11 protein-coding genes are annotated in these 12,836 nt (G+C 33.3%); 9 read left to right on the forward strand and 2 right to left on the reverse strand.

The genetic code is table 11. The features are described 5' to 3' along the window. Nucleotides 1–202 precede the first annotated feature (202 nt). The 7 genes from CPHY_RS20620 to hisS all read left to right on the forward strand — a co-directional run bounded on the left by CPHY_RS20620 (nucleotide 203) and on the right by hisS (nucleotide 9,145). On the forward strand, nucleotides 203–1,933 hold the full coding sequence (locus CPHY_RS20620; protein WP_012199029.1) for an FMN-binding protein: 1,731 nt from the start codon (nucleotides 203–205) through the stop codon (nucleotides 1,931–1,933). Between the two features lie 436 nt (nucleotides 1,934–2,369). Next, the gene (locus CPHY_RS20625; protein ID WP_012199030.1) at nucleotides 2,370–3,395 is read left to right on the forward strand and encodes an ArsR/SmtB family transcription factor; all 1,026 of its coding nucleotides are present in this window, start codon (nucleotides 2,370–2,372) and stop codon (nucleotides 3,393–3,395) included. 299 nt (nucleotides 3,396–3,694) lie between these two features. Then, nucleotides 3,695–4,468: an ABC transporter ATP-binding protein gene (locus tag CPHY_RS05320; protein WP_012199031.1), complete on the forward strand. Its 774-nt coding sequence runs from the start codon at nucleotides 3,695–3,697 to the stop codon at nucleotides 4,466–4,468. 180 nt (nucleotides 4,469–4,648) lie between these two features. Then, a complete protein-coding gene (locus CPHY_RS05325; RefSeq protein ID WP_012199032.1) occupies nucleotides 4,649–5,431 on the forward strand; it encodes an ABC transporter permease in 783 nt (260 codons plus the stop codon). Nucleotides 5,432–5,535: 104 nt separating this feature from the next. Beyond that, nucleotides 5,536–6,315 carry an ABC transporter permease gene (locus CPHY_RS05330; RefSeq protein ID WP_012199033.1) on the forward strand — a complete coding sequence of 260 codons (780 nt, stop codon included), beginning with the start codon at nucleotides 5,536–5,538 and terminating at the stop codon, nucleotides 6,313–6,315. 344 nt (nucleotides 6,316–6,659) lie between these two features. Then, a complete protein-coding gene (locus CPHY_RS05335) occupies nucleotides 6,660–7,421 on the forward strand; it encodes a MerR family transcriptional regulator (RefSeq protein WP_012199034.1) in 762 nt (253 codons plus the stop codon). Nucleotides 7,422–7,903: 482 nt separating this feature from the next. Then, a complete protein-coding gene (hisS, locus tag CPHY_RS05340; protein WP_012199035.1) occupies nucleotides 7,904–9,145 on the forward strand; it encodes a histidine--tRNA ligase in 1,242 nt (413 codons plus the stop codon). Between the two features lie 4 nt (nucleotides 9,146–9,149). Here the strand turns inward: hisS and CPHY_RS22055 are convergent, their stop codons facing one another. Further along, the gene (locus tag CPHY_RS22055) at nucleotides 9,150–9,326 is read right to left on the reverse strand and encodes a hypothetical protein (protein ID WP_242657967.1); all 177 of its coding nucleotides are present in this window, start codon (nucleotides 9,324–9,326) and stop codon (nucleotides 9,150–9,152) included. Nucleotides 9,327–9,721: 395 nt separating this feature from the next. On the opposite strand from CPHY_RS22055, the gene CPHY_RS05345 reads away from it, so the two are divergent. Next, nucleotides 9,722–10,834, forward strand: coding sequence for a DNA (cytosine-5-)-methyltransferase (locus tag CPHY_RS05345; protein WP_012199036.1), 1,113 nt, complete (start codon nucleotides 9,722–9,724; stop codon nucleotides 10,832–10,834). A 202-nt stretch (nucleotides 10,835–11,036) separates the two neighbouring features. After that, complete coding sequence (locus tag CPHY_RS05350) at nucleotides 11,037–11,417, forward strand: hypothetical protein (protein ID WP_012199037.1); 381 nt, start codon at nucleotides 11,037–11,039, stop codon at nucleotides 11,415–11,417. A 235-nt stretch (nucleotides 11,418–11,652) separates the two neighbouring features. Here CPHY_RS05350 and CPHY_RS05355 read toward each other — a convergent pair whose 3' ends face one another. After that, a complete protein-coding gene (locus CPHY_RS05355) occupies nucleotides 11,653–12,765 on the reverse strand; it encodes a GntR family transcriptional regulator (RefSeq protein WP_012199038.1) in 1,113 nt (370 codons plus the stop codon). Nucleotides 12,766–12,836 lie beyond the last annotated feature (71 nt).

Genomic DNA, 12,836 nt, shown 5'->3' on the forward strand with positions numbered 1-12,836 from the left:
ATAGATGAAACATATATAGAATGTATATAAAAGAAAAAAACATAATAAAATGACAGAAAAATATACGAAATAATCTTACAAATATCTGTCAAATAATTGACAAAATAGTAACAATAAGATAAAATTATACTATATATAATTCATACAAATTATATAGGAATTATGCATAGTTTCTAATGTACATATTGAAGGAGGACAATTTATGAAGAAAGTGGTTAAACTATCGATCTGCCTAGCTTTGGCATGCAGTATGGTAGCTTGTAGCCCTAAGAACGCATCCGATAGCGATACCGTTGGGGGCAACCAATCAACAGACAATGTGTTAACAGGAAAAGCAAAAGGGTTTGGAGGAGAAGTAATTGCTACGGTTACTCTTAAAGATGGAAAGATTGATAACGTAGTAATTGACGGCAGTAAAGAGACAAAAGGAATTGGATCAATAGCAATTGAAAAACTTCCAGCTAAAATTGTTGAAGCAGGGAAAGCTGATGTAGATGTAGTATCTGGTGCGACAGTAACTAGTAAGGCAATCATTGCTGCTGTGAATAATGCATTAGATCCTGAAAAATATCCGTATACAGCTGAAGAAGCAAATGCTGGTGTGACAAAGACTCCGGAAGTGGTTGTAGCCGCGGAAGTATTTCAAGGATTTGGTCTTTCTAACATAGGTCGAGTTGGACCAGGAAAAGATGATAAAGATGTTCAGGTTTATAGTATTAATCAAGTATTTGCAAATGTATTATTTGACGCAGAAGGTAGAATATTAGATCTGTATATCGACCAATTAGAGGTCGCAACACCAAACTATGATGGCGATTCTATGCCACACTTTAGTGGTTTTCCTGGTCAAAAGGGTTATAATTTAGATAGCAATCATGATGGTGTGATCGATGGTGTTACGGAAGATACCGATGCTAATTTCTTATCAGAAATTAGCTCTTGGGCTACAAAACGCGATCGTGGTGAAGATTATAAGATGGGAACCGGTACATGGGCATCTCAGATGGATAAGTTCCAATCGTTGTTTGTAGGAAAGACAGTTGCAGAAATTAAAGAATGGTATACGAAATATTGTTCTGATGTAAATGGCAGACCATTAAAGGCAGATAGTTCAAATGAAGCTGATGTAACAAAATACAGTACATTATCTGATGAAGATAAGACTATGCTTGCAGATGTTGTTTCCGGAGCAACGATGAGCTTGAATGATAGTCATGGAAATATTATTGAGGCAATCGAAATTGCTTACAATAACCGAAAGGGATTGGATATCAAAGGGGCAGCTGCGATTGGACTTGGTTTAGATACGAGCGGCCGTATTGGACCAGGAAAAGATGACAAAGATGTATCTGTATACAGTATCAATGAAGTTTATGCGAATACCTTATTTGATGCGGAAGGTAAAATTGTAGCAATCCGTGTAGATCAACTTGAAATAGCAACACCAAATTATGATGGTGAGTCCATGCCACATTTTAGTGGGTTTCCGGGTCAAGAAGGATATAATCTGGATGCTAATCATGATGGAGCTGTTGATGGGGTATCTGTGCCTACGGAAGAAACATTTGCTAGCGAAATCTCTTCCTGGATGACAAAACGTGATCGCGGTGAGAGCTATGTAATGGGAACAGGGAACTGGTCATCTCAGATGGATAAATTTGAAAGCATCTTTATAGGTAAGACCATTGGGGAAGTGGAAGAATGGTTTGCAAAATATTGCTCTGACTTAAATGGACGTCCATTAAAAGCGGACAGTAGTAAGGACGAGGATATTAAGAAATACAATGCACTAACAACTGAAGAACAAGCGATGTTAGCAGATGTTGTTTCTGGAGCTACAATGAGCTTAAAGGATAGCCACGGTGATATTATATCAGCAATTCGTAAGAGCTTAGCAAATAAAGTTACCATTGACCTGACTGTAAGTAAATAGTAACTATATATCTTGAATTTTCCAAAGGGCATTGTGAAAGATATTTATTAGTATTTAATTCAATTTACCGCTTGCGTAACTAAATAAATGGTGATCTGAGAGGTCGGTAGGTTATTTGTTGTTTTATTAAAAATTTGTAGAATTAACTTAGTTAAATAAAAGATTCTAACTTCTTTGGTACTATCTTAGTACAGTAAAAAGTAGTTAGAATCTTTTTTTAACATAAAAAGACTTGTTTATTAAGCTTTTTATTATTTTAAAAGCTTAAAAATGGCTAGAATCTATGTGATAGCTATGGTTGACGTAAAAGATGAAATGAAGTAAATTAATAACATAGAAACGAATTAGCTAGACGTTTGAATAAGAAGAATTGACTTAAGCGTTCTAGGATATATTTTAAAAAGTAATTGTAAACGGAATCTATTTGGAGGAATCTATGATATATGAGAAGCTAAGTGAAAATAGTGTGTTTCTTTTCAGTGAAGAAATTGAGCTTATTTTTTGCGCTCAGTCTATTTTTATGGAGGAAAGTAAAAATGACATATTTTCAAAGTTATATACGGAGGATTTGATAAATGAGCGAAAGCGCAGCTATTATTTTGCAAGTGAAATTCATTCAGCACTAAGTGCTCCTTATCAATTCGGATTTTTAGAACATTTGCTTCACTATCCGTTAAAAGATTTTTCTCTCGATGAATTTCAGGCATATTTGCTGTCATTATCCAAAGAGGACTTTCTAATGCGTTTTTTTGACTTAAGGGAAGATAGCGATATCATAGATCTAAAAGAAGCGACAAAAGCAGATGAATGCATCGAGAAATTCTATAATAATCATAATAATCTTATGAAAAGCTACATTGCGATGTTTTCTCTTTTTCATAACACAGATCGATATATCAAAGAATTTTTTGAACTAGCAAGAAGTTTTAAAACAAAGGAATTTACAAATTTAATGGAAGATTCAATAGAAGCAAGAAATAACGAGCTAGTTCGATGCCAAAGTGGATTAAGTGAGATGAAGGAATTAGAATTTTCTCAGTTTATTATGGGAAAAACTTTTTACAATCGTGGACCTTATGAGACTTTTTATTTTGCACCCAGCTTCCTGTTACCGTTTCGAGGCTCAAGATTTTTTGGAAAAGACCAGATATTGTTTTACAATGTAAATAAAATTCCTGTAAATGATGAGATAATGTTGAAGCAGTTAAAAGTTATTGCAGATAGTACACGATTAAAAATATTTGCGTTATTAAATAAAATGGAACCTATGCGGGGACTTGATATAGCGAATGAATTAAAATTGGCTCCATCTACCGTATCCCATCATATGGAACAATTAAAGAGCGCAGGGTTATTAAATGAAGAACAAGTCAAGAATTCAAAATACTATTCGATTAGCCGTAATAGTGTTAATGAATTATTGGCTGTGTTAACAGAAACATTAACGAAGAAGGGGGTTTAGAGTGGAGGGGAAATCTAATTCGGAATACTGCTTTTAATCTAAAATAAAATATAAATAAGCTTTCATAATTTATTGATATGCTCTCCCTGATGACAAACAGTTTTATTATATTAAACTGTTTGTCATCAGGGAGAGCATTTTTTATTTATAACAAGAAAGTTAGTGAAGCGTACTTGTATGGAAATTCCTCTTCGTCCTAAAAAATTTAATTGACAAACCATTATGATATTATTACAATGAATTCAACATATATCGAATTAGATATATATCGAATTTAATATGCAAATGGGAGGAATATTATGAAAGGCATAATAGAAGTGCAAAATCTACATAGGGAGTATGTTACGAGTAATGGATTTTTAAAGCGTAAAAAGAAAAAAGTAAAAGCCGTCCAAGGGATTAGTTTTCAAGTTACAAAGGGAGAAATCTTTGGTTTACTTGGAGAAAATGGTGCAGGGAAGACTACGACAATTAAGATGTTAATCACTCTATTAGCACCAAGTTCCGGTGAATGCAAAGTTTTTGGCTACAACACCTTTGGAGAGGAAAAGAATATCCGTAATCGAATCAATTTTATATTTGGCGGTGAGATGGGAGTATATCGGAGGCTATCAGCAAGGGATAACTTACTTTATTTTGCTAATTTATATAAGTTGGATGGGAAAAAAATCAAGCAGGATATTGATTTAATCTTAAAACTAGTAGGGTTAAAGGATAAAGCAGATGAATTGGTTGAAACCTATTCAAAAGGCATGATTCAAAGACTGCAGATTGCTAGAGGTTTAATTAATAATCCGGAGATATTATTCATGGATGAGCCTACGGTTGGATTAGATCCGGTTGGTGCCAGAATGCTACGTGACATCATTCGTCATCTAAAAGAGGAAGGTAAGACGATTGTATTAACTACTCATTACATGTATGAGGCAGATGAATTATGTGACCGTATTGCAATTATGAAACAGGGGAAAATAGTTGCGCTAGATACTCCAACTGGACTAAAGAATTTAGTAGAGGGAGCTAATAGTTTAGAAGATGCTTATATTAAGTTAGTAAGTGATGGAGTAGTCTGAATGATTTAATAGTCTTTTTAATTATAGTATGTACAATCAATTCATTAAAGTAGAAATATTTAATTCTGATTGATGATGAGGAAAAATGAAAGAGGGATAATAATATTTTAATATGCAAGTATGTGGCTGCGCTGTAACCACAAACTTGATTAACAAAATCAGCGCAGAAATGAGGAAGCCATGAATTTTATAAAAGTAATATATAGTACGCTTAGACTCCAGATGAAAAATTCATTTGCAAGGCCTATGTATCGGTTTTGTCTAATTGCAAATCCGATTGTTAACACGATATTACTGTATCATATGTTCTTAAATTCCAACATGGATAATTTTACAACCTATGTTATGCTTGGAGCAGGATTAATGGGGCTTTGGAGCTGTATCTGTTTCTCATCAGCTGGTGATATCAACAGAGAGCGGTTCAGTGGAACATTGTCGCTTATTTATATTACTCCAACAAGTTTTAGTGTGATATTACTTGGTAAGGTAATCGGTAATACAATTTTATCCTTTGTATCTTTGGTAATATCATTTTTAACTGCATTACTATTTTATCAGGCACCGATACATATTGAAGAGATGGGATATTTAATGTTAGCGATTTTTGCAGCTATGATTTGCTTTATTACTATTTCAATATTAATTGCTTATCTTTTGACATTATCAAGAAAGACACAGCTCTATATGAATTGTATTGAGGTTCCAATCATCTTTATCTGCGGCTTTTTATTTCCGGTTGAAATACTTCCAAGTTGGGTACAGCCAATAAGTTATATATTAGCACCAACATGGGCGGTTAAGCTAATTCGCTTAAGTGTTGCTGGGTTTACAGATTCTTTGATTTATTTTAAGACACTTGGTATCCTTTGTCTTATCACCATATTATACGTGATTGGAATCCTCTTAATATATAAACTAATTGATCGAGAGGTTCGCATTCGAGCGTCGTTAGAGCTTAGTTAGTGTTTTTAAATTATAATTGTGATTTAACGAGACATTATGTGAACAGTAGTAGCGTTTTAAAAGTTTTTCGTGTGTAGAATGAAGCTACAAGAATGGAGGTTTTCATGAAGCGTTTTATTACGCAATCTTGGCTTAATTTTAAAGGCCAAAAATCAGTATTTAATTTAGCAGAGTTTCTTTGCTTTGATACTGGATATCCACTGATAACTTTAATTTTTTATTGTGTTTTAGCAGGATATAGTTTTCATACAACGGACTTAACTCGCTGGGTAGTCGGAAATTCTTTTTTACTTTGTACGAATACCTGCATCTTTTCCCTTGGTTCTTCTTTTACAGGAGAACGTTATCATGGAAGAATACGCTCAATCATCGTAGCTCCGAGGAATAAGTTAGTGATTGTGTTAGAAAAAGGGTTGTTTTCAGGTATCATTGCGATTATAACTGTTTTTCTTGGATTCTTGGTTGGCAGTGGTATCTTTCGAGTAGATTTTAGTAGGATTCATCTTTTTTCATTCTTTTTAATAATAGTTATAGGAATGTTTTCAGCTACTGGATTTGGGCTGTTACTTTCTACCTTTGGCCTCATCACAGATCAAATGCACCTGGTGCTTAATCTTTCTTCCTATGCTTTAATGATTTTTTGTGGTGTTAATTTTCCGGTATCACAATTATCCTATGGAGCGCGCCTTTTATCCAATTGTCTTCCGTTAACTAGGAGTATAAAGGCAGCTAATTTATTGTTTGAGGTAACAAAAGGGGCGGAAGTCATTCGTTTGTTACTTGAAGAGCTATTGATAGGTGGTATTTATTTTATTGCTGCTTTTTTCCTAATTCGTATGGTTGAAAAAGTTGCGATTAAAAAAGCAACTTTTGAGGTATTTTAAGTTTATATAAAAAAGCTCTTTATTTTTACAGTCATTCTTTTTAAGAAGATTTTGTGCAATAGAAGAATTATCTATCGAGCATAATCTCCTTCTATTTTCATAGAGCAGAAGTGAGTCTAGTAAGAATTTTGTTCAACAGAAAAGACTAAAAAGTAATCACGGTTATTTATCTCAAATCTTATGTACAAACGTTAAGACAAGATTTTATAAATTAAAGATAAGAACTATGAGAAAATCGTAGAGAAAACGAAAAGAGAAATATGAAAAGAGAAATATGAAGTGAGAAAAAAAATATTGACATTGACGTTGCGTAATAGTTTATACTTCATTTTGAGGTGATAATAGTGGAATATACAGTAAATAAATTAGCAAAAATGTCGGGAATTAGTACACGCACCCTACGTTATTATGATGAAATCGAATTATTATCTCCTGAGAGAATCAGTTCGAATGGATACCGCATATATGGGCAGTCACAGGTTGACTTGTTGCAGCAGATACTATTTTTTAGAGAACTTGGATTGAGTTTAGAAGAAATCAAAGAGATTATTTATTCTAAAACATTTGATCGTACCAAGGCTCTAGAAAACCATTTAGCCGCTCTATATAAAAGGAAAGATCAGATCGATTTGCTGATTCAAAATGTTAGTAAAACATTACGTACTGTAAAAGGAGAGGCAGTTATGAGCGACAAAGAAAAATTTGAGGGATTCAAACAAAAACTAGTAGAAGAAAATGAAAACAACTATGGCAAGGAAATTCGTCAAAAATACGGTGACAAAGTAATTGATGCTTCGAATGCGAAAGTAAAAAACATGACGGGAGAGCAATATGCCGAGGTGGAACAATTATCAAAAGAAGTCAATGAAACACTAAAAGCAGCCTTCCTACAAGGAGACCCTTCGAGTGAGCTTGCGCAAAAAGCATGTGATTTACACAGACAATGGCTTTGTTATTTTTGGCCGGATGGGATGTATTCGAAAGAAGCGCACAAAGGACTTGCTAGCATGTATTGTGAAGATGAGAGATTCAAGGCTTATTATGATGCAATCACACCTGGTTGTGCAGAATTTCTACGTGATGCAATTAATATCTATTGCAAGTAATATGATATATAAGGATACCGCTGAGATTATCAGCGGTATTTTTATTAATATCCTAATTGATAATGGGAGATTTAGAAATACAAATGCAAGCAGCTTGCTTTTTTACTGAAGAAAAATTTTATATCTTCTACTAAAGCAAGCATTTCATAACTAAAGCAAACATTTTAATTTTCATAACTAAAGCAATCATTTTAAATTTCTTCTTGACGTATTTCAAAAAGATGATTACAATGTACCTTAAATTTATAAGAGAGGAGATTTGTTATGTTCTTAACTAAAATGCATCATCATCATCATGGTAAACAATAAGCCTATGAAATTTCATGGGCTTTTGTGCGTTGCATGTGCCCATGATGGATGATAAGTGATGGTTATAGAAAGAATAGCTAATCTCGTAGAATCATAGTCATTTGGGCATATGCCTGAATGGCTTTTTTGTTGCTGCAAGAGAGACAATATGTAGTGAAGAAATGAGGGATAATATGAAAATAAGTACAGTAAAAGGCATGAATGAATATTCGCCAAATGAAGTTTTATTAAGAGATTATTTACAGAATGTAATTTTAACAACATACCAATCTTTTGGATTCCAAAAGATTAGCACGCCAATCATGGAAGATATTGAAAATCTTGAAAATAGTGAGGGTGGAGAAAATTTAAAACTATTATTTAAAGTATTAAAACGCGGTGATAAATTAGAAAAAGATTTATCAGATGGAAACTATGAAAATCTGGCTGATTTAGGATTGCGATACGATTTAACTCTGCCGTTATGTCGCTATGTGGCTAACAATAAATTTAAGTTACCAACCCCATTTCGTTGTATCCAAATAGATAGGGTATACCGGGCGGAGCGTCCGCAGAAAGGGAGATTGCGAGAATTTGTACAATGTGATATTGATATCATTGGAACTGATTCATGCAATGCAGAAATTGAACTTATTACAACAACTGCCAAAGCCTTGGGGGAAATTGGAATACAGGATTTTGCTGTAAAAATTAATAATCGTAAACTGTTAAATACGTTACTTCTGTCTCTTGGTTTTACAAAAGATCAGCTGGAAGGTGTTTGTATCTCCTTTGATAAAATGAGCAAAATTGGAATTGGAGGAGTGAAAACCGAGTTAATGCAGAAAGGTTGTGATGAAGATGCAATTACTAAATTCATGAACCTTCTATCCAATATGCCAATTTCATTAGATACCATGCGTGAAATCTGCGGTGAGAATGAAGACATTAGAAGTCTTGAAACGATTATTAATTCATGCAGTAGAATTTCGAATGACCAATATCGTATGGAATTTGATTTATCTTTGGTAAGAGGTCAGAGTTATTATACAGGGGCAGTGTTTGAAATTGTAAGTAATGACTGGAATGGATCTATTGCTGGAGGCGGTAGATATGATAATCTGATTGGAAAGTTCACAAATGAGGTGATACCTGCGGTAGGTTTTAGCATTGGTTTTGAGCGTATTTATCAGATGTTATTAGAAAATAATTATCAAATTCCAAATATGAAAAAACGTTTGGCCATAGTATATAAAAAAGAAGCAATCGTTGAAGTGTTACAGGAAGCCGCAAAGTACCAACAGGACTTTGATATAGTTTTATATGAAGAAAAATCTAATGTTCGTAAGCAGATTGGTAAGATAAAGACGCAATGTGATGCATATCTTATTCTTAATCAATCTGAGGGAATGGTATTTTTCTCTGAAGAGGTTTAAAGGGTTAAATAATGAGGGATATGTATTGTAAATCGAAAATTGCTAAATATGCAAAAAACGTGATTTTGATTTTCAAGTAGTAAAAGCGTAGTAGCTCAGCTAATTCCTTTTGTGTTAAGTTCTTTTCTTTTCTGGTTTGATCCAGAAATAAACCAAATTTTTCATTGCTAATCTGATACATTAAGCCACCTCCTTCCCATATAGTACATTGATACATTATAGAATACAATCGACTGGCAGTAGAATTTGAGAATTATAACATGATTTCAATGCCGATCGAAGCTCACCCAAGTTGTAATTTGGTAGTGGTGTCATTTCATATATAATGAAACAGTCAATAAATATGAAGAACTGATGGATTATCGACTTTTTTAAAAAGAAAGAAGTAATTGAGGATCTTGTGTTTTTGGATATTGACGAAATGCTAGTTATTACGAAAGTAGAAGGATAGATTTTTGGCGTATGCCTTACATTACCTGCTTTTCGCTTACCACGCGAGTTTTATCAGAAATCACGTTATAGGATAGGAGCGTATCTTATGGTACATTTGTGGTATCAAAAAACTGGAGGTTTGACATGGCAGCTACAATGGATTTAAAAATAGCGCAATTAAGAAAGCGAAAAGGAGTTAATCAACAGGAGCTGGCTGATTTTTTAGGGGTAACGTTTCAATCCGTTAGTAAATGGGAGACAAAAACAACATTACCTGATATCACGTTGTTACCGCTTATTGCAGATTATTTTCAGGTTTCAGTGGATGAGCTTTTGGGTCTAAAACCAATTAAAGATTTACAGTATATGCCTCGTAATACGGATAATCGAGAAAATTGGAAGGACCGAGCAGATGTGATCGAGAATGATCGTCAATTCTTTTGGAATGAGGATTATCTTAATTACCTTATTAGAGAGGTATGGGCTATTAAAGAGCCAATTGATATAATTGAATTTTGCTGTTGCGACGGTGATCTTGGTAAGAGAATTCTTCCGTTGCTTCCTGCTGGAAGTACTTATACTGGGGTTGATAGTGAATGCCTGGTTGAAAAAGCAAGGAAACATTTTTTTGATTCAAATGTTTCTTATATTAGTGCTGATATTTATCAATTTAAAACGGAGCAAAAGTACCACCTTAGCATATGCCAAGCAACCTTGCGTCATATGAATAATCCGCTTCAAGTATTAGAAAATATGAAGGAGGCAGTTTTTCCAGGAGGTCTTGTGGTTTGTGTGGAAATTAATCGAGAAATAGAAAACGTTGGTTTTTATGCAGATGGCCTTAAGTATGACTCGCTTTGTACTTCCTTTGATTGGAGAAAACTTTGGTTAAAAGAATTGGAGTGTGAGGGAAGGGATTATGCAATCGGTATGCGTCTACCTTTTCTTATGAGAGAGATAGGGTTAAAGGATGTTGATGTAAGAATGAATGATAAAGTATCTTTTATAACTCCGGATACCAAAGGTTATGAGAAACTCTGTAATTCCTTTCGTACCTATCGAGGATTTCATCAAACAGGACAAAATGATATGTCAGAACAGGGAATTGAGTTCTTCATGAGCAGAGGATACCAGCGTTCGGAAGTAGAAAAACTAACCAAGTTTCAGATAGAGGTTTCAAAATACTTTAATGAAAATCAAGGTGATTTATCTTTCTTATTCTTCTTTGGTTTCTTGATTTCATTTGGTAGAAGATAGCTTTAAAATAGATCGCTTTAAAATAGAATAAATATTATGTTCCTATAAGAAATATCCCATGGTAATTATTTTGTATGACTTGTTCGGATTCTTGTACTATAGATTTTATAAAATTCATATACTGTATCAAGTTTGGCTAAAATGTAGAATCTTAACAATAGTCACTATTGAAATGATGTAACTGAAAAATGGGAGGTTGACGATGAGAAGAGAGGATTTACCACTACTTTTAGTAGACAATAGAAATGTAATGTCGATAATAAATGAAGGTGAATTCCGATGTTGTGGATTAAGCTTTGAAGAGGCGAAAGCGATTATCGAGATGCACGATGAAGCAGATATAATTCGCTGTTTTGCCGGTTATGACTTGGAGGAAATCGTTTTTGATTATCTTGGTATTGAGCAAAGAGGAATAAAGTATAAAAATATAGCCAACATGAGGGTTGGTCAAGATGCTATCGCTTTTAAGTTATTTATAACTCCATCCGAAACGCAACCAGTGATTGAAACTCCTATTGGTTCAGAAGCTAAAAAGATTCAGAACATTTATGTTTATTGTCAATATATAACTAGGATTAGTTAGGCAATTTCGTGAGGCTCTTTTAACATAACAATCCCTGTAATTACATAATGACAGATCTTTAATTTTAATGAGAGATATTTTAATATTACTTTGAGTAATTTATGTGGTAATAAAAAGAGAAGAGGATGTCACATTATAGAAAAAATTCTATTTTGACACCCTCTTTTGTCATGACTTCTCTATTACGTCCGCTCATTAATCTCTTTTTGACTATATTTAAATATATTCCAAATTACTATACGAATAGTTTAGTGTCTATGGTGACATGTTGTGTTAGATAATTAGGCGAATTTATTTGATCTAATATAACTTGAAATGCTGTAATTCCAATTGTATATGCATCTTGCTGCACATACTTAATTTTAACCTTTAATAAATTGTATATTTCCGAAAATTCTTCATCAAATACAATGATATCATCTGTAGTTAATCTTGTTGTATTCTCCAATACAGTGTTGATCGTTTTGATGCCAAGTTCATAGTTAAATGCTAATATTGCATCGATTTCTTTATTCTCATCTAAAAATTTTAGTATTTTGTTAGAGGTATTCTCATCATAATGCTTTAAATCATGTAATATGTAGTTTTTATATATTGGTACTTTTTCATCTGATAAGGCACTTTCGTATCCAATATATCGTTCTTGTAGCGATATAGCTGAATCAAGTGGGTGAGTAATTACAGCGATATGCTTTTTATTTTTCTTTAAAAAATAATTAGTTGCATTATAAGCAGCTTTTCTATTATTTGAGGTTATGGTACTAGTTTCAACTCCACGAAGTACGTTGTCTATTACAGCTAAAGGAAACTGTTGTAACGATAACTTAATGATTTCTTGGTTATATGTATTTTTGTTTACAGGAAATATAATTAGTGCATCTGCGCTGAGCAGTAGTTTCTTAATTAGTAGCTCTTCTAATATCTGGTCATACATTGTAACAGCAAGGATTACATTCCATCCATTTTTAGTTGCTAAGTGTTGAACGCCATCTACAAGATTCATCATATATCTACTCTTAATATCTGGTATAATCATGGCTACTGTTTTTTTGTTTTTTAAACTTAGAGGTGAGCTTGGTATCTCATCGTAAACTCTTAATTTCTCTAAAAGGTTCTCATCTAATTCAGTATTGATAAAGGTTCCTGAACCTTTCACTCTTACTAAATATCCCTTGTCTACTAAATTATTGATAGCTCTTTTAGAGGTTATGCGACTTACATTAAATTGTTGAGCCAATAGGTGTTCTGAAGGTATTTTATTTTTTCCTTTCTTTAGGTTGGAGCAAATAAGACGGTATAGATATTCTTCCACCTGACTGTATAAAGGCTTTCTCTGTTTATCTTCCATATAACTCTCCCTCTTTCTTTGATTTTTACCTTCCACATATTTATTCGCTATATCAAGTATGAAAAAATATA

It is taken from the genome of Lachnoclostridium phytofermentans ISDg (genome assembly GCF_000018685.1).
Classification (GTDB): Bacteria; Bacillota; Clostridia; order Lachnospirales; family Lachnospiraceae; genus Lachnoclostridium; species Lachnoclostridium phytofermentans.